Raw genomic sequence first — 17893 nt, 5'->3', positions numbered from 1 at the left:
TTTTTCGAGGATGGCTCGGGGGTACGTCGAAGCGCGACCTCGGTGCGCCTGAGATTTTGGACGCTATGCTCGCTTGCTTTGTGTGCCGCTACGGCCGCGGCGGCGATGGCGCACGTCGCGATCGACGTCGTAGGTGATTTTGCGTTGGCGCACGACAGCTACGACAATCTCGCGCACGGCTCGCGCGAGCTGGTCACGGCAATTGGGCTTCTCGTCGCACTCGCGCTTGCCTTGCGCGGCCTGAAAAGCTGCTGCGAGATCGCCGCGCTCAACCGCCGGCGGGTTGCGCGCATCACCTTTGGAATTCGGCAGACCATTGGTTATCTGGCGGCGACGGTGCTCGCAAGCTGCGCCGCCGTCCCCGCGATGGAGTGGCTCGACGGCCGTGCCGACGGGGTCACGATCGACGGCCTTAGCGACGCGTTCGGCGGATCGGTCGCACTCGGATTTAGCACCACCCTCGTCTGCGCCGTCGTTGTGGCCACTGTCGTCTTCGCCATTGCGCGCTGGCTCATCTCGAACCGCGAGACGATCGCTGCCATCATTGAAACGATGTTGCGGCGCACCGGGGACTCGCCCCGCCCGTCGACGCAGAATCTCGGCCGCGAACGGCTGACCTTTGCCGACCGCCTCACGTATACGCTGCGCTTCTCCAAACGCGGACCTCCTGTAAGCTTAACCGCTTAACCTCCAACTACTACATCTCGTTTTTACAGGAGCATCCCTATGGGAAGGATTTTCGCGTGCGCGTCACGCGCCGGCCTTGCCTTCGGCATCATGCTCTTCCTCGGCGCGGGTATCGCTGCGGCCGATGACGAGCGCGGTGACCAAAGCAGCGGTGAAGACGTTCACCTCACAATCGTGGTGCGGGCCAACGACGGAACTCCGGTCTCGGGCGCCACGGTCTCCCTCTCGGCCGGCGATTTCGTTCGAAGCGGTGCCAGCGATTCTCGGGGTATCGTCGAGCTCGAGCACATGCGTGCCGGCACGTACGCGCTGCACGCCGTCGCACCGGGCTATCAGCCGATTTCGCAGAGAACGGTATCGATCGCGCTCGACAACGAGCATTTGGCGGTCGTCTTGTATCCCGCAACGACCAATTCGCTGACCGTTATCGGGCAGGTTTCGGCCGCTTCAGGCGAGACCGTCTCGACGGCCTCGGCGCCGACCATTTCGATGAGCGCTCAACAGGCGGCCGCCGCGGGCGTGACGTCGGTTGGCCCAATGGTGTGGAATCAGCTCTCGACGACGCCCGTAATCCCGCTCGGCGGCGGCAGCAATGCTACCGAGACCTTTGCGGTACGCGGCCCCGACCCGACCGAGACGCTCGTCGACATCGACGGGCACCAAGTCAACAACGGAAACACCGGGGACTTTGATTTGTCGCTGATCGATCCGGCCGCGCTGCAAGAGGTCGAGATCGTCTACGGCATCGCTCCTTCGTCGCTGATCGGCCCGAACACAATCGGCGGCGGCATCAACATCACGACGCTTCAACCAACAACCGAGCCTCACGGCTTGCTGCGCTTCTTCGGCGGTTCCTACGGAACGTACGGCGGTACCGTTCAAGCGACCGGAACTGAAGATCGATTGGGATACGCCTTTTCCTTCCACGGCACGTCGTCGCTGGGCTCGGTGAATCAGACGATCCTCGCTCCGCCTGCATCCGGCGACTCGGACGATAACGTCGCGCAGAGCGTCGGCAGCAACTCATGGGGCAACTCGATCCTCACCAAGCTCCGTTATCAGCTCGGCGGCCCCAACGGTTACGGGTATCTACAGTTCAACTTCCGCAACCAGAACGTCGTCAAGGACGATTCGGCGCTGCTCAGCAACTTTACCCCGCCGGGCTTCAGCGGCAGCGGGGGCGACGATGCGCTTCACGCCGGTGCCGCCGTAACGCCGCTCGACGACGACGACGATAACCCCGGCGGATTCCAAAGCTTTGCCGGCACGTGGCTGATGGCGCATCAGAGCAACTACGGTTTCGATGCGCAGGTGCCGCTCGGAAAGCAGATGCTCGATGGAGGCCCCGCTACGATGCTGCAGTTTAGCCACCTGACCTCGGTGAACTCGCAGTCCGTCACCGGCCCTGGCGAAGCGACGCTTCCCTACCTTTACAATCAGCGCGATAACCTTGGCGATGACTGGCTGCTGATCGATCACCGCTTCGCCACGGGTTTGCTCTCGTTCAAGTACGATCTCGAGACGGAGACGCTCGCAACCAACTACGTCCAAGGCCAAGTCACGGCCGAGGGCATACCCGTCGGCGGCCCGATCCCGCTGCAGGGGGCGAGCGTCTCGAACGATGCGCTCGTGCCCAACGACCGTCCGCCGCCGCCCGTCCAGGTGCTCTCGCTCGGTCAAACCGAGCGTTCGGCGGTGCTCCGATACAACGGAGATCCGACGAGCCACATTCACTATTCGGTGGCCGGCTACTACAGTAATTTCAGCAGTTTCGGCACCAGCTTCGACCCGCGCGCCGGGTTCGTTTGGACCCCGACGGGCAACACCGCGGTTCGCGCTTCGGTGGGAACGACGTTTCAGATTCCGCAGCTCTCGGAGCTGGTCGTGCCGCCGCCCGCCGATCGCGTACCGGTCGGAGGAATCATCTTCATCGGCAATTCGAACCTTCAGCCGGACCACGCCACCGATTACGATCTCGGCATGGAGCAGATCGTGCGGGATTTCGGCAACCCGCTCCACCTCGCGTTCGATCTCTATCAGACGAACCTGCGCAGCCCGGCAAACCAGCTCGAGGTCGATCCGGTACCGGGTTGTCAGACGCGGCGCAAACCGAAGCCTTGTCCGATCAGCTATCCGGTAAACGCCGGAAATGGCATCTACCGCGGCCTCGACATTCACGCCGACCAGCAGCTCGGGCGAACGTTCCACATTCGCGCCGGCTGGGACGTCGACAGCTCGTATCTCACCTCCGTTCCGCAAAACATTCAAGATGGAACGCTCGTCGTCGGCGAACAGTCGCTCGGGCAGCCCCTGCATAAAGCCTACTTCTCCGTCGATCGGGAAGTCGCCGATGGTCTCGCGTACGGGGCGCGCCTGAACTACGAGGGAAACTACAACGAGCTGAACCGCTCGCCGTACGCAACTATCGACGCTCACCTCGCCTATCGGCACGCGAGATTCGAGTACGGACTCTATGGGACGAATCTAACGAACGTCTATAGCAGTCCGTTTACGATCGTTGGCGGGGGCGTTCCCTACGGCACGCTTCCCGGGCAACCGGTGATCACTCCCAACGCCTTCGTGCTGCAAGGCGCGCAGGTTCTCTTCGTCGTGACCCGGGCGATCTAGACCCGAAACTCGTGCGTCTGGGATTGCGAACCACGCTTCCACTGGCTGCCTGTGCCGTTACGGCCGCAGGCTCGGCGGCGCACGTGCTGATCGACGTCATCGGCGACTTCGCGCTTCCGCACGACACGTACGACGACATCGCGCATGCCTCACGCGATCTCGCCAGCGGAGTCGCCCTCATTCTCGCCTTCGCGCTGGCGCTGCGCGGGTTACGTATCTGCTGCGAGCTGGCGGCACGCTACCGCCATCGCCTGCCGCAGGCGCGGCGCTCCGGGGGCGAGCGGCTCAGCTTCCTTTTTGCGACCATTCTCGGCGCGGTTGCCGGGGTGCCGGCAATGGAGTGCTTTGATGACCGGCTCGCCGGCGTGCCGGTCGATACCCTCGCGGATGCGTTCGGCGGCTCGATCCTTTTGGGCGTCGCGACGTCCGTTGTGTGTGCGGCGCTCGTCGCCTGGGTCATCTATGCGCTGGCGCGATGGCTCGTCTCGCATCGCGACCACATCGCCGCGATCATCGAGACGCTCGTTCGGCGTCAGGAGAACGCGTCGCTGCCGCGTGTCGCCGACCTCTCCATCCAAATTCGTGCGCCGCGCCGACGGCGCGCACCACACGCGCTTCGCCTCTGTAAACGCGGACCTCCCCTGGCGCTCGGACTCCAGCACCATGCATTTTTACGCCTACTACAAGGAGAACCGCGTGAACCTCGCTCTTCTACGCGTGTTGCGTGCGCTCGTCGCGCTCGTAATCGCGTTCACCTCTGCGCTGCCGGCGGTCGCCGCGCCGGCGCAGACGCCGATCGGCAGCATCGTCGGCACGGTCGTCGACAAAGGCAGCGGCGTACCGCTTCCCGGCGTTAGCGTCCGCGTCGTCGGCACGAGCCGGCGGACCCAGACCGACGCCTCCGGGCATTTCGTCTTTGAGAGGCTTCCGCCAGGATCTTACCAGCTGGCGCTGAGCAAAAGCGACTACCAGCCCGCCATCTCGGAGCCCGTAAATCTCGGCGGCGCAACGCTCAAAGTGACGCTTTCTATGAATCGAGGTACGACCAACCTCAGCACGATTGCCGTGACCGCGACCCGCGCGAGCGAGTCGCTGCAGCAGTCGAGTACGTTCACCAAAACCGTCAATACCGAAGAACTCGAGCGTCAAGGCGTGACCCGCATCGCGGATACGCTGCGCGAACTGCCGGGCGTCAACAACGGCATCACCGGCAATACCGCGTCGCTTGCCGACGACATCAACCTCAGCATTCGCGGTATCGGTACGCTCGAGACGGAAGCCGCCATCGACGGTCATCCGATCGCTTACGGTATCAAGGGCGGCTACAACTACAACCTCTCACCGGTCTACGGCTTCCGCAACGCGACCGTGCTCTACGGGTCGGCGAGCGACCTCGTCGGCGTCGATGCAATCGGCGGCGTCATCAACTTCGAAACGCTCGATCCGACGCCGTACGCGCAGACGGCGATAACGCAAGGCTGGGGCACCTTCGATCAGCTGTCTACGAGCCTCCGCTCGACCGGCACGCTCGGCAAGCTCGGTTATGCGGTCGCGTACGGCGTCGGATACCTCAACGGGCCGTTTCACAACGCCAGCTTCTACCAGCCCGGCGCGGCCTTCGACCAATCGGTGCTTTCGGGGCCGGTCCATCAGCTCGGAGTCTACACCGACAGCGGAACGGCGACGCTGAACGCTGGGCTCGTGAAGCTGCGCTACACCTTCGATCCGAAGAACAGCCTCCAGTACACCTACGTATCGAGCTCGCGCTGGGAAGATAAAACCGGCAACGGTGATGGCGACTTTCTTCCGTATAACACGGCGCTCGCTCGCGGCAAGCAGCAGCTCGCATCGTACTCTCCGGGCTCGTCGAGCAGCGTCCAGTGCCCGAAGGGAACGTTTCCCGCAAGCAATGCACTCGGCATTTTAAACGGCTTCGGGCCTAACGGTAAGCCGGACGGCGGAATCACCTGTCAGACGCCCTCGCAGTATGCCGCCTTTAACACGGGCTGGCAGGGCGCCGGTCCGTCATGGCAGTCCTTTCACCTCTACGACAACAGCCTGACCTACGAGCACCAGAACGGGAACTCGGTCTTCCGTTCGACCTTTTATAATAGCCTCTACGACAATCCATGGGATCGTACGTTTCAGCTCCCATTCTATACCTATTCGGGGTCGAACGCGTCGTGGCGCGATACCGGCGTCAACGAGAGCGGCTTTATCAGCAGCCAGGACTGGTATAACCAAAATAACGATATCGAAGCCGGCATGTCGTACATGAACAACGCCTATTTCCTAACGCAGAATGCCAATAGCGGCGGCACCCTCAGCAGCAGTTCGTCCTTCCCAACCGTCTGGGAGACGGCATTTTTCCTGCGTGACGTCTACCATCCGTCCGGCTCGCCCTTCGCGGCCTTTGCCAACATTTGGGACAAGCACGCGAGCGAGACGAATACCACCTACATCGACGCACGCGGTTCGGTCGTCGATCGCCTTACCAATCACGACATCATCCGCGGATCGGTCGGCTCGACGACGACCCAGCCGAGCCAAGACATGCTCAACAAGTCGTACATTCCCAACGACGACATCATCGGCGCGGGCGGAGGGTCGGCGATCAACTGCGCGGGGCTGAACTCGATCGGCAGCGTGCCCACGTCTACACTGATGCCCGAGCGAGGCGTGGACGAGGAAGTGGCGTACACGCATCGCTGGTTTGGTGATTCACAGACTCAGCTCACGCTCTACAACACGAACATCTTCGATAAGCTCTACTCGACGATCGTTTCGACCTCGTCGACGGGTACGAGCTTCATCCCCCCAGCACTACTCGCCGAGTTCATCAACGCCGTCGGCGCGAAATGCGGCAACGCCGTCGCGCCGTCGCTCCTCGGGCTCACCGGAAACTTCAACGTCGGGACGATGCGCGCCAAGGGTGTCGATTTTAGCGGCCGAATTCGCGCGACCCGAAATCTCTACTTCGATTACGACTGGGGATTGACGTCGACGGTTCTGCTGGGAGCCAACCAGCAGCTGCTCGAGGCGAACACCACGCTGATTCCGTTCGCGCAGTTGGCTCGGCTGCCGCTGCACACGGCAAACGTCTCGGCAGACTACACCTTCAATAACAAACTCGACCTGCGCTACACGCTGTACACGGTCTCGTCGGGGAACACCAAGGATCTGCCTGCCTACGACTACAGCAACGTTACGGCAGCCTATCCGATCGGCAACGGCGTCCTGACCGCGACGGTGCAAAACCTGTTCAATCAGTATGCCTCGATCGCGGGGCTGGTCGGCGACGGCGTTCCGCTGGCGCTCAACCAGTACGCAAAGCCGTCCTCGTATACACCATATATCGGCTCGGCCGCGACCGAGTGGTTCGGTCTGCCCTTCCGCTCGGTCTATTTCAGCTATCAGTACTTAATCGGACAGCCGCACAGCTAGCAGCAATGAAGAAGGGCCGGGCTGTCGCGACACCCCGGCCCTTGGGATCGAGTTACTGCGCGCTCGTGCGGTGGAGGCCGGGATCGTTGGTCGTGGCCTCGACCGTTAGGCCGATGTCGACCTTGTAACCAACGAGCAGAACCCCAGCCGCGGTGAGCCGGGCATCGACGATGCCCCACTCGCGCCGGTCGATCTCCAGCGACGACTCGTAACCGACGCGCCAGCCCTTGCCCTCGGGGATAACTCCGACGAGGTTGGCGACGAAGGTGACCGGTTTCGTGACGTTCTTGATCGTGAGGTTGCCGGCGACGCGAAACGAGGTGCCGTCGATCGGCGAGATGGCGGTGGAGTGGAACTCCATCGTCGGGTATTGTGCTACGTCGAAGTAGGTCGCGGAGCGAAGGTCTCGATCGCGGTCGTGGTTGTCGGTATCTTCGCGGCTCACGTTGAGGACTACGTCGATCTTCTGAGGTGTGATCGAACCGCCTTTGTTAACGATCGTCAACGATTGAATTGGAATGTGTCCCCACACCTTCGAAACGACGAGATGGGAGACGGTGAACTGTGCGCGGCTGTGAACGAGATCGGCTTGCCATTCCACGGCGGGCGCCGCGACGGCCGTTACCGGTAATAGCAAGAATAAGAATGCGATGAGGATGCGTGGCATAAGAATTGTTTCGCGGTTTTGCGGCCAAATCTTTCGTGCAGCCGGCCTTGAAACTCAGGACGAGAGCCCGCTTGGCGGCTCATCCCAGCGGGTACAAAAGCCGTATGAAGTACGCACTCATTTGTTCCGCTTTAGCGCTCGCAAGCTTCCTTATCGCCGGTCCCGCCGCCGCCTCCGACAACTCCGGTGGTAAAGTCTTTGCGATCGATGCCCAAAACGGCTCCGGGCAACACGGAACCATCGCACTCAAACCACGCGGCTCGAAGACGGTAGTGGAGGTTCACCTGCTCGGAGCTCCCGCCACCGCGGAGCCGGCCCACATTCACGCCGGCTCGTGCAGCCACCTCAATCCGGTGCCAAAGTACCCGCTGACTTCGGTAGTGAACGGAATCTCCGAAACAACCGTCGATGTGTCGATCGCAACGTTAACGGCAGGCGGTCTCGCGGTAAACGTTCACAAATCGGCAAGCGACCTCAAGGACTACGTGGCTTGCGGAGATCTCTAGGTTCGAGCGCGGGGTAAAGTTCGCATGGAACATGCACTCGTACGTCTGGCTGAGACCGCGGGGTGGCTCTTCCTCATCGTCTTCATCTTTGCGGCGATCGGCCTTTACGCGACGATTCGCTGGATCGTCGGCCTCTTTACGAAGACGGAGCAAGCCGTCGAAGGCGGCATCAGCAACCTCAAAGAGAGGCTCTAAAAGCGAGACTCTAAAAAAGGATCGTCTGAAAGTCGCCGACGTGTTCGAAACCGACGCGACGGTATAGTGCGATCGCCGCGTCGTTGAAATCGTTGACGTACAGCGAGATCGTGGGCGATGCTTCGAGCAGTCGAGCGCAAATCGCCGAGAGTGAGGCGGCCGCGAGTCCGCGGCCGCGAAGCGGCTGCGGCGTCCAAATCCCTTGCAGCTGCAGCGTCCGGCTCGACCACGGTCCGATGTGGCAAAAGAAACAGAGCTTCCCCTCGGAGAGACCGACCCACCAGAGTTTCCGCTCGATCATCTGCCTGACGCCGACGTCGAAGTTCGGCATGCCGCGCCGGGGATCGTATTCGAGCTCTTGCTGGATCATCTCGGCCGATCCGTCGGCGACGGTGCGCCACTCGTCGAGTCGCGCGTGCCGCACGGTAACGCTGCGGCCGCCCGGCAGCAAACGCGCGCGATCCACCATCATGACGAGCTGACGGTCGCGCACCAAGCGCGGGCGAACGTAGCGTTCCCCCACGAGTCTCCAAAGCTCGATCACGGCCTCGCGCGGTCCGATGATCATCCGCGCGTTGATGTGGCGCGGCAGGCTCGCCGCCAGTGTGGGAACCGCAGACATTTCAGCGGCGATCACGATGTGGCGGCCATGATAGACGACGCCCGCAACGCCGTGGTCGTCGAAGATCGCGTCGACGTGCTTGGACGCGTACGACGCGTCGTGCGAGAGAATGTGGCTGATAAAGACGTTATCGTACGGGGCGCGGTCGAGATACTCGAGCACCGCGCGCTGCGACGCGGCGGAGACCGGCTCTACGCGCATCGAGCTACTGCGGACCGAAGGCGACGCTGATCAGCGGTTTGCTCGTTGGCTCTTTGCTGCCCCCTTCCGGCTCGAGCGTGACGGCGACCTCCGAGGTCGTGCGGGCGTCTGCGGGGACGATCACGAGTGCGACCCCGCGCGCGTCCGGCAGAAAGGTCGGCGACGGCGAAAGCTTGGTCGAGCCGACCGGCCGGGTCCACACCTGGTAGACGCGTCCATGGGGCGGTTCGGGCATCGCATGGAGCGCGAGATCGATGCGGCCGCCGCGCGTCACGACCTCGCCGTTGCCGACGGTATAGTGCTTCGTGCGGCTGTCCAGCATATCGAAGAGCGCGGTTCGCTCGTCGGCGAGCGTCCGCGCGAGCGCCCGCGAGCGCTCGGATAGGGTCGCCAGTTCGCGCTGCTGCAGCTTCACCTGCCCGAGCAGCGAGATATTCGCAACCGACGAGATCAACGCGATCGCAAAACAGACTGCCGCGACGAGGTACGCCGGCCATACCGCTGCGTGCTTCACGCCCTCTATCTTCCCAGATGCGTATCGAGGCCCTTGCGGCGCGGGCGTCGTACCCTGGCGCTATGCACCCGGGGCTCTTGTTTGCAGCCGCGCTCGCGACGTCGCTGCATCTCCTGCCCCGCCCGCAGAGCGTCGAGGACGTCGGATGCTCCGCCTCGGCCGTCCCCCGCGTGGTCGCGGCTTCGTTTGACGGCGCGGCGCGGACGGAGATCGACGAACGCTGGGCGGCGCTGGGGATCGGGCGCCTTCACAACGGGAATGCAGCGACCATCCTCGTGCGCAAAGACGCGACGCTCTCCCCGCAGGCCTATCGGCTCACGATTGCCGGCGGGCGCGCGACGATCGAGAGCGCCGACGCCGCTGGGGCCTTCTACGGCGCGATGACGCTGGCGCAGCTCCCGCAGCGCTCGAATGGGGCGTGGAGGATGCCGTGCGTTCGCATCGCCGACAAGCCGGCACTGCGCTGGCGCATCCTCTCCGACGACGTTTCGCGCGGCCCGCTTCCGACGATGCGCTACTTCGAAGAGCGCATTCGCACGATCGCTGCCTTTAAAATGAACGGCTACTCGCCGTATATGGAGCACGTCTTTCTCAGCCCCACCGATCCCCTGCCGGCCCCGCTCGACGGCATCACGCCCGCGCAGCTCCGGGAGCTGTCGCTTTACGCAAAACGCTTTCACGTCGCGTTGATCGTCGAGCAGCAAAGCTTCGCGCACATGCACAATACGTTACGGGTCGAGCGCTACGCCGATGCTGCCGAGCTTTCGCACGGCTTTCTTCTCGCGCCGAACTCGCCGCTTTCGATGGAGTATCTGTCACGCCTGGTTTCCCAGGAGCTTGCTGCGGTTGGTTCCACGCCGTTCTTTCACATCGGTTCCGACGAGACGGCGACGCTGGGTCTCGGGCGGACGCAGGAGTACGTCGCAAAACGAGGCCGCTCGAACGTTTACGCGCAGCACCTCGTCGAGATGAACCGGCTGATCGCGCCGTCGGGCGCGCGAATGATGGTGTGGGACGACGGCATCGAAAACGACCCCTCGATCATGCAGCTGATCCCGCGCACCGCGGTGATCGTGAACTGGCACTACGGTGCCCAGCAAACCTTCGCACCGTTTATCGAAACGATCGCCCGCGGCGGCTTCCAGCAGATGGTCGCGCCGGGTGCGAGCAATTGGAACGAGATCTTTCCGGCGGTCGGCACGGCGCTCGCCAACGAACGGCTCTTCATCAATCAGGGAAAGGCCAAAAATGTGCTCGGGCTCTTCCAAACCGTCTGGCACGACGATGGTGAGACGCTTTACGAAGCGACGTGGTATCCGGTCGTCTATGCAGCCGCGGCCGCGTGGGAGCCCGGCGACCTGAAACCCGAGCAGTTTGCCGGCGCCTTCCCGCACGCATTCTTCGGCGTCGACGATCCAACGTACGCCGGCGACGTGAACGACCTGTCGGCGGCGCTCGCGCGGCTCGAACCGAGCCCCCTTACATACGGCCAGTCGGACGCGCTCTTTTGGGCCGATCCGTTTGACGCGGCGGCGGCAAGCCAAGCTGCAAAGTCGAACCTGCGGCAGGTCCGCCTCTTGGCCGAAGCGGTCGAACAGAATCGTTACTTCTCACGTCCGCCTTTACACTCCAACGCCGCGTTCGTGATCTCTCTGGCCGCTCGGCGCTACGACGCCCTTGCCCGGAAATTCCAGATCGGCGCCGAGGTGCGGGCCATGTATGCCGATGCCGTAGCACACGAAAAAACCGACTCCGATACGACGGTCCGCGATCTTTTCTGGTGTAAGTATTGGATGTGGGAGCTGCGGGATGCTTACGAAGAGCTCGAGCCGCTCTACGCGCGCGCGTGGCGGTACGAAAGCCGGGAAGGCCACTTGGCGAGTAACCTGGAGCGCTATCACCTCGCCGCGCAAAAAGCGATCGATCGCGCCGACGCCTTCTACCGGGTGACGCAGCAATACGTGACCGCCAAGACGCTCCCGCCGCTCGAAAGCGTCCTGTCGCCCTGAGCGCCGCGGCAATCCTTTTCGTTTTCGCCGTCTTCGCGGTGCTGATGTACCGGCGCTGGATGCCCGCACTGATTGCCGTTCCCGCCATGGCGATGCTGATGTCGCTCGCGGCGGGCGTCCCAGCCGGGGCGCTCGGCGGTATCATCACCCAGGGATCGGTGCAGCTCGCGCCGGTTTACGTCGCCGTTCTCTTCGGTGCGCTGCTCGGCCGCGTGACGATCGAGACCGGAATCGCGCGCGCGATCGTCAATCTCGCCGCAGAATTCGGCGGGGAGCGGCCGTTCCTCTTGAGTCTGGGCTTCTGTATGGTCGTCGCGGTACTCTTCACCTCGCTCTCGGGCCTCGGCGCAGTCATCATGGTCGGCTCGATCGTCTTGCCGATCATGATGACGGCCGGCGTACCGCGAACGATCGCGGCCACGCTTTTTTTGATGGGCTTTGCGCTCGGCTACATCTTCAACATCGCGAACTGGACGTTCTACACGAAATTCTTCTCGGTTTCGCGCGAGCAGCTCTTTGCCTATGCGGTTGCGCTCGCGGTCGTCGACGCTCTCGCGCTGCTCGTCTACGCGGCCGTCTCGTTTCGCCGGGAGCGAAAGTACGCCGCCTGGGCGGTGCGTCGCAGAGCCGAGCGAGACTCGCAGCACGTTCCCGCCGTCGCGCTGGTAACGCCGCTGGTTCCCCTCTTTCTGTACTACGCGCTGCATATGGAGGCGGCGGTTGCATTTCTCGTCGCTGCGGTCTTCGGCGTGCTGATAACCCGGCCCGCGATCGCGGTGCAGCGGCTCGTCGCCTCGGCGATTCGGGGCGTCGAGGACGTGGCGCCCGCGGTCTTGCTGTTCATGGGCATCGGCATGCTGCTGGTCGCGACGCAGCAGCCGCAGTTTGCAGCGGCACTGCGCCCGCTCGTCGCCGGCGACTGGCTGCGCAATCCGCTCGCATTCGTCCTCGTCTTCGGTGCGGCCAGCCCGCTCGCGCTCTATCGCGGGCCGCTCAATCCCTTCGGCGTCGGAATCGCGATCTTCACCGTATTGCTGACGTCGCACGTCTTGCCGCCGGTCGTGCTCGTTGCGGCGATCATGGCGGTGGTGCAAGTTCAGAACGTCTGCGATCCCACGAATACGGCCAACGTCTGGGTCGCGAACTTCACCGGCGTGCCGATCGCGACGATCACCCGGCGCACGCTGCCATATCAAGTAGCGGTTGCGCTGCTCGGCACGCTGCTGGTCGTCGTTGGGGCGCCCGCGCTCTTCGGAGAACCGGCGTTTGCGCCGGTTGCCTCGATTGCACGAGCGGACGAGATGCTGGCGGGATTTTACGCCCCGCCGTCGGCCGGCGGCCGCGTCGCGGTCGACGACGACGCGACCGCGCTGGGAGGGATTGCGGCCGACGCCGCTGCGGCCGCCCTGCGCGCGGACGGCTATAATCCCGTCCGTATGCGCGACGATCCGAATTCGAGCGACTGCACGAACAAGCGCTACGCGGCCTATCTGCGCGTCGAGAGCTCGACGTTTGCGCTGATCGAAGGCAAGGATCTCGATATCGGTTTGCGTCTGGAAGACTGCGGCGGCTGGATCGTGGGAGAGTGGCACGACCACGAGATCGTCACGACCAGGTCCGGCGCGGATGAGGCGGCGGCCCTCGCCCGCGCGGGCGTCGCGCGCCTGCGCGCCTGGCAGCGCGCCGACCCGGTGCGCAGCCAAAATCTTTTCGGGCTGGGAGTCGCCGCCCGAGCCGGCGACAAGCCGACGTATTTCTATGCATTCTTTCGCACGATCGACGGCAACATGCGCGTTTACGTGCGCGCCGGCGGGCCGGCGTACCGCTCCGGGCTGCGCTCGGGAGAGGTCGTCAACAAGGTCGACGGTAAGGAATGGTGGCTCTATGGCACGTATCGCACGCAGCAGTTCGCCTACGACGGCAAGCCGCACTCGTTTGAAGTCGTCCGGGCGGGGCGAACGGTCGACGTGAGCCTCGGGCCGCCCTTCGCGCTGCCGGCCGCCGATGCCCGATAAGCACGATTCGCTGCGGCGCTTCGGCCCGCGCGCGCAGAGCTACGCCGCCTTTCGCCCGAGTTATCCGGCGAAAGCCGTCGAGGCAGCGCTGCAAGGCCTCGGCGACGCTTCCGCGCTGACGATCGCCGACATCGGCGCCGGTACGGGTATCTCGTCGCGCCTCTTCGCGCAGCGCGGCGCAAAGGTCATTGCCGTCGAGCCCAACGAGCGCATGCGCGCGCAGGCCCAGCCTCACCCCAACGTCGAGTGGCGCGAAGGAAACGCGCAGCAAACCGGGCTTCCCGACAAGAGCGTCGACATCGTCGTGGTCTGTCAGGCCTTTCACTGGTTTGCTACGCCGCAGGCGATGCTCGAACTCGCCCGAATCGCGCGCCGGCGCGTCGCAATTCTGCAGTACGAGCGCGACGAACGCGATCCGTTCACGAAAGCCTACGGCGACGTCGTGCGCGCCTACGCAACCGACGATACCGAAGCGCTTCGCGCGCGCGGACTTGAGGCTTTTTCGCGCTTCCCTGGTGCCCGAATCGCTCGCTCCGCGGCGTACTTCGACCAGCCGCTCGACCGCGAAGGGCTGTTGGGCCGTGCGGCTTCGTCCTCATATCTGCCGGCCTCCGGCGAACGAGCCGATGCGCTGCGCCGCGACCTGCACGCGCTCTTTGACGAACACCAGCACGACGGCGGCGTAACGATGCAGATGGTCGCGCACGTCGTGACGGCTGCATTGATCTGATGGCCGGCGCTCCGGCGCAGCGTCTGCGCGTCGGGATCGACGTCGGCGGAACGTTTACCGACGTGGTTGCCGTCGACGCGGCGACGCGCGCACTGGTCGCGCGCGTCAAGATTCCAACGACCCACGACGCTGCCGGCGGAGTTGCGGAGGGCATCGTCGCCGGCATCGAGCGATTGCTCGAGCGGACGGGCGTCGACGCGAGTTCGGTGGCCTTCATCGCGCACTCGACGACGCAGGCGACCAACGCGCTCTTGGAAGGCGACCTCGCATCGGTCGGCGTTCTGGGATTGCTCGACGGTTTCTCGTGGCCGGCACGCCGGCAAATGCGTTTCGCGCCGATGGCGCTCGCCTCAGGGGTCACGTTTGCGCCGGCGTTCGAATTCGCAAACGCGCAAGACGATACAGCCGTGCGTGCCGGAATCGATCGCCTGATCGACGGCGGCACGCGAGCGCTGGCGGCGAGTCGCAGCTTCGGCGTCGACCGGCCGGAACGCGAGTCGGAAGCGATCGATTATGCGCGCGAGCGCGGCATCGAAGCGACGAGCGGGCACGACGTCAGCTCCACGTACGGGCTGCGATCTCGCACGCGCACGGCGGCGCTCAACGCCGCCATCTTGCCGAAGATGCTGCGCACCGCGCGAATGACCGCGAGTGCCGTCGAGCGCGCCGCGATCCCCGCGCCGCTGATGGTGATGCGCAGCGACGGCGGCGTCATGGACGTTCGGGAGATCGAGCGCCGCCCAATTCTTACGCTGCTCTCCGGTCCGGCCGCCGGCATCGCCGGGGCGCTGCTCTACGAACGCTTGAGCGACGGAATTTTCGTCGAGGTCGGCGGCACGAGCTCGGATTGCTCGGCCATCGTGCAGGGGCGGCCGCAGATGCAGCCCGCGAGGATCGGCGGCCACCGGACGATGCTGCGCACGCTCGACGTGCGCACGCTCGGCATCGGAGGCGGCAGCATGCTGCGCGTCAACGAGGCGAGCCTCTCCGACGTCGGGCCGCGCAGCGCCCATATTGCCGGCTGCCTCTATGCGTCTTTCGTCGAACCGGAGCTGCTCGAGGGGTCACGCGTCGAGCTCGTTGCACCGACGCCGCAGGATCGTACCGATTACGCCGTGCTCGTCGCGCGAAACGGAACTCGCATCGCGCCGACGGTAACCTGCGCGGCAAATGCTGCCGGCTTCGTGCCGGCGGGCGCGTTTGCGCGGGGCAACGAACGCTCGGCACGGCGCGCGTTCGAGCTGCTCGCGGAGCATCTCGGCGGCGATGCGCTTTCGCTAGCGAAGCGCACGATCGAGCTGGGCGTCGCAAAGCTTCGCGCGGCGCTGGGCGCACTGATTGCCGACTACTCGCTCGATCCGCAGCGGCTCGTCATCGTCGGTGGCGGCGGCGGGTGTGGCGCGCTCGTGCCGGCGCTCGCAGAAGCGATGCAGCTTCCCCATCGCATTGCGCGAGACGCGGAGGTCATCGCGCCGATCGGCGTAGCGCTCGCGCTCGTGCGCGACGTCGTCGAACGGACGATTCCCTCACCGACGCCCGAGGAGATCGCGAGCATTCGCCGCGAGGCGGCCGATCGAGTGATCGCCGCCGGCGCCGCTCCCGACCGCGTCGTCGTTGAAGTCGAGATCGACTCACAGCGCAGCCGCGTCACCGCGACCGCCTCCGGCGCCACCGCGCTTGTGGAGGCGGCCGCCGGCGCCGGCTGCACGCCGGAGGAGCGTCGCGCGATCGCCGCGCAATCGCTGGCGTGCGAGGCGAGCGCGCTCGAACCGGTGTCGCTAACCGGCGAGTTGAGCGGTTACGTTCACACCGAACGCAAACGGCGCCGGCTTCGCGCCGTCGACGATCACGGCGTCATCCGCCTTGCGGTCACCGACTACGAGCTGACGACGACGACGGTCGCCGAGCTGGAGCCGCACCTGCGCGAGGTCGTCGAAGGCGCGACGCAATTCGGCGACGTCGGCCGCGCCCTACCGGCGCTCTATCTGCTCCGGCATTCGCGCGTTGCGGTCTTCGACGGATTGACGAGCGTAGAGCAAGCGGTTGCGCTCGCCGCCGAAGAGCTGCAGGGCTGTGCGGCCGGCGAGCCCATCGTCGTGCTCGTCGAGCCGCGCGTCGCATAGTTAGGTCCGGCTCAAAGCGGAGTGATCAATTCACTGGCGGTTGGACGATCGCGAGCTGCTCGGCCTCCTCGAGCGCCACGTAGCTCTTGTTGCGCCCGTAGGCGAAGTAGAACGCGAGACCGAGGATCATCCAGATCAGGAACCACGCCCAAACGATCGGAACGTGGAACCAAACTGGGTTACCGACCCTGAGGTAGTAAATCAGTCCCAGGGCGGTAACCGCCGAAGCAATCGGAATGACGTATGGGCCGAGCGGCAGTGTGAACTGGCCCTTCATCTCCGGGTGACGTTGGCGAAGAATCGGCACGGCGATCGAGACGAGAATGAAGGCGACGAGGGTGCCCATGTTCGTCAGCGAGCCGACGATGTTGATCGGTGTAAAGGCAGCGATCGCCGCGATGCAGATGCCGAAAAAGAGCGTCGAGAAGATCGGCGTGCGCCACGTCGGGTGGATGCGTGTAAACGAGGCGGGTATCAACCCGTCGCGCGACATCGCATAGAATATTCGGCTCTGCCCGAACATCATCACGAGCAGGACGGTCGTCAGTCCGGCGATAGCCCCGATCGAGATGATGACGCCCGCCCAGCTCAGGCCGACGTAGTTCATCGCAAAGGCGACCGGATACGCGACGTTGAGCCGATAGAACGGCACCATGCCGTTGAGGATCGCAACGACGACGATGTACAGGAGCGTGCAGATCACGAGGCTCATGATGATTCCAAACGGCAGGTCTCGCCCGGGATTCTTGGCCTCTTCCGCGGTCGTCGAAACGGCGTCGAAACCGATGTACGCGAAGAAGATAAAGGCGGCGCCGCCGAGCATGCCGCTTATGCCGAACGGGAAGTAGCCGCCGAGGCCGTTCGAGCCGCCCGGCGGCAAGTGATAGTTGGCACCGTTGATGTGACCGACGCCGATGGCGATGAAGAAGAGCACGATCAGCAGCTTGATGGCGACGATCACGGCGTTCACCGAACCGGATTCGCGAGTTCCGCGACAGAGCAATGCAGTGATCACGAGGATGATCCCGGCGGCAGGCAGGTTCGCGTAACCGCTGACGCCGGCTTGACCCGCGAGGCCCCAGTGCGGCCCGTTCGCCCATTGCGGCGGAATCGCCAGCCACGAGATCCCGGTCTGATGCAGGATGTTGGCGAAGTACCCCGACCATCCGATGCTCACGGTCGCGGCACCGAGCGCGTACTCGAGCACGAGGTCCCATCCGATGATCCACGCCAGGAACTCGCCTAGCGTGGCGTACGTGTATGTGTACGCGCTGCCCGAGATCGGGATCTTGCTCGACACCTCCGCGTAGCAGAGCGCGGCGAGTGCGCTGACGAAGCCGGCGACGACGAATGAAAGGGTGAGCGACGGGCCGGCGCGCGTTGCTGAAGCGACGCCGGTCAATACGAAGATGCCCGTGCCGATGATCGCGCCGATACCCATCGCGGTCAGCGCCCACGGACCCAGCGAACGCTTGAGACCGTGTTCTTCGTCGGCTCCCTCGGCGAGAATTCGCGCGAGCGGTTTAACTCGGGACATCAACATGCTGCGTAC

At 64.3% G+C, this 17893-nt stretch carries 14 protein-coding genes; 10 read left to right on the top strand and 4 right to left on the bottom strand.

Features of this window, described 5'->3' with window-relative positions:
• Nucleotides 1-42 precede the first annotated feature (42 nt).
• The 4 genes from VGG51_00395 to VGG51_00380 are packed head-to-tail and all read left to right on the top strand — an operon-like array spanning nt 43 to nt 6759.
• Complete coding sequence (locus tag VGG51_00395; protein ID HEY1881484.1) at nt 43-687, top strand: hypothetical protein; 645 nt, start codon at nt 43-45, stop codon at nt 685-687.
• A gap of 39 nt (nt 688-726) precedes the next feature.
• Complete coding sequence (locus VGG51_00390; protein HEY1881483.1) at nt 727-3315, top strand: TonB-dependent receptor; 2589 nt, start codon at nt 727-729, stop codon at nt 3313-3315.
• 11 nt (nt 3316-3326) lie between these two features.
• Complete coding sequence (locus VGG51_00385) at nt 3327-4172, top strand: hypothetical protein (GenBank protein HEY1881482.1); 846 nt, start codon at nt 3327-3329, stop codon at nt 4170-4172.
• On the top strand, nt 4060-6759 hold the full coding sequence (locus VGG51_00380; protein HEY1881481.1) for a TonB-dependent receptor: 2700 nt from the start codon (nt 4060-4062) through the stop codon (nt 6757-6759). Before VGG51_00385 ends, VGG51_00380 begins: the two co-directional genes overlap by 113 nt.
• Nucleotides 6760-6811: 52 nt before the next feature.
• Here VGG51_00380 and VGG51_00375 read toward each other — a convergent pair whose 3' ends face one another.
• Nucleotides 6812-7426, bottom strand: coding sequence for a YceI family protein (locus VGG51_00375; GenBank protein ID HEY1881480.1), 615 nt, complete (start codon nt 7424-7426; stop codon nt 6812-6814).
• Between the two features lie 104 nt (nt 7427-7530).
• Between VGG51_00375 and VGG51_00370 the strand changes: the two genes are divergently transcribed.
• Together VGG51_00370 and VGG51_00365 are read left to right on the top strand one after the other, a co-directional pair.
• Complete coding sequence (locus tag VGG51_00370; protein ID HEY1881479.1) at nt 7531-7932, top strand: hypothetical protein; 402 nt, start codon at nt 7531-7533, stop codon at nt 7930-7932.
• A gap of 24 nt (nt 7933-7956) precedes the next feature.
• On the top strand, nt 7957-8127 hold the full coding sequence (locus tag VGG51_00365) for a hypothetical protein (GenBank protein ID HEY1881478.1): 171 nt from the start codon (nt 7957-7959) through the stop codon (nt 8125-8127).
• Nucleotides 8128-8137: 10 nt separating this feature from the next.
• Here the strand turns inward: VGG51_00365 and VGG51_00360 are convergent, their stop codons facing one another.
• Nucleotides 8138-8950: a GNAT family N-acetyltransferase gene (locus tag VGG51_00360; GenBank protein HEY1881477.1), complete on the bottom strand. Its 813-nt coding sequence runs from the start codon at nt 8948-8950 to the stop codon at nt 8138-8140.
• A 4-nt stretch (nt 8951-8954) separates the two neighbouring features.
• On the bottom strand, nt 8955-9464 hold the full coding sequence (locus VGG51_00355) for an anti-sigma factor (protein ID HEY1881476.1): 510 nt from the start codon (nt 9462-9464) through the stop codon (nt 8955-8957).
• 62 nt (nt 9465-9526) lie between these two features.
• Here VGG51_00355 and VGG51_00350 point away from each other — a divergent pair, with 62 nt between their 5' ends.
• From VGG51_00350 to VGG51_00335, 4 genes are read left to right on the top strand one after another with little or no spacing between them, the layout of a single operon-like run.
• On the top strand, nt 9527-11473 hold the full coding sequence (locus VGG51_00350; GenBank protein ID HEY1881475.1) for a glycoside hydrolase family 20 zincin-like fold domain-containing protein: 1947 nt from the start codon (nt 9527-9529) through the stop codon (nt 11471-11473).
• A gap of 59 nt (nt 11474-11532) precedes the next feature.
• Nucleotides 11533-13488, top strand: a complete 1956-nt coding sequence (locus VGG51_00345) for a hypothetical protein (protein ID HEY1881474.1) — start codon at nt 11533-11535, stop codon at nt 13486-13488.
• Nucleotides 13478-14218, top strand: a complete 741-nt coding sequence (locus VGG51_00340; GenBank protein ID HEY1881473.1) for a class I SAM-dependent methyltransferase — start codon at nt 13478-13480, stop codon at nt 14216-14218. The genes VGG51_00345 and VGG51_00340 overlap by 11 nt, the downstream gene beginning before the upstream one ends.
• Entirely contained in the window at nt 14218-16341 is a 2124-nt protein-coding gene (locus VGG51_00335; protein ID HEY1881472.1) for a hydantoinase/oxoprolinase family protein, read from the top strand. Before VGG51_00340 ends, VGG51_00335 begins: the two co-directional genes overlap by 1 nt.
• A 25-nt stretch (nt 16342-16366) precedes the next feature.
• On the opposite strand, the gene VGG51_00330 is transcribed toward VGG51_00335, so the two are convergent.
• Nucleotides 16367-17884 (bottom strand): amino acid permease, encoded by a 1518-nt coding sequence (locus VGG51_00330; GenBank protein ID HEY1881471.1) that lies wholly within the window; start codon nt 17882-17884, stop codon nt 16367-16369.
• Nucleotides 17885-17893 lie beyond the last annotated feature (9 nt).

Origin of the sequence: Candidatus Cybelea sp. (genome assembly GCA_036489315.1) — a bacterium.
GTDB lineage: Bacteria > Vulcanimicrobiota > Vulcanimicrobiia > Vulcanimicrobiales > Vulcanimicrobiaceae > Cybelea.
The sequence above is the reverse complement of the archived record's forward strand: the minus strand, read 5'-3'. Positions and strand labels throughout refer to the sequence as shown.

Excerpts from the sequence above, each read along its gene's own strand:
- VGG51_00390 (HEY1881483.1), top strand. The coding sequence starts at position 727 with ATGGGAAGGATTTTCGCGTGCGCGTCACGCGCCGGCCTTGCCTTCGGC.
- VGG51_00375 (HEY1881480.1), bottom strand. The coding sequence starts at position 7,426 with ATGCCACGCATCCTCATCGCATTCTTATTCTTGCTATTACCGGTAACG.
- VGG51_00370 (HEY1881479.1), top strand. The coding sequence starts at position 7,531 with ATGAAGTACGCACTCATTTGTTCCGCTTTAGCGCTCGCAAGCTTCCTT.
- VGG51_00365 (HEY1881478.1), top strand. The coding sequence starts at position 7,957 with ATGGAACATGCACTCGTACGTCTGGCTGAGACCGCGGGGTGGCTCTTC.
- VGG51_00360 (HEY1881477.1), bottom strand. The coding sequence starts at position 8,950 with ATGCGCGTAGAGCCGGTCTCCGCCGCGTCGCAGCGCGCGGTGCTCGAG.
- VGG51_00350 (HEY1881475.1), top strand. The coding sequence starts at position 9,527 with ATGCACCCGGGGCTCTTGTTTGCAGCCGCGCTCGCGACGTCGCTGCAT.
- VGG51_00345 (HEY1881474.1), top strand. The coding sequence starts at position 11,533 with ATGCCCGCACTGATTGCCGTTCCCGCCATGGCGATGCTGATGTCGCTC.
- VGG51_00340 (HEY1881473.1), top strand. The coding sequence starts at position 13,478 with ATGCCCGATAAGCACGATTCGCTGCGGCGCTTCGGCCCGCGCGCGCAG.
- VGG51_00335 (HEY1881472.1), top strand. The coding sequence starts at position 14,218 with ATGGCCGGCGCTCCGGCGCAGCGTCTGCGCGTCGGGATCGACGTCGGC.
- VGG51_00330 (HEY1881471.1), bottom strand. The coding sequence starts at position 17,884 with ATGTTGATGTCCCGAGTTAAACCGCTCGCGCGAATTCTCGCCGAGGGA.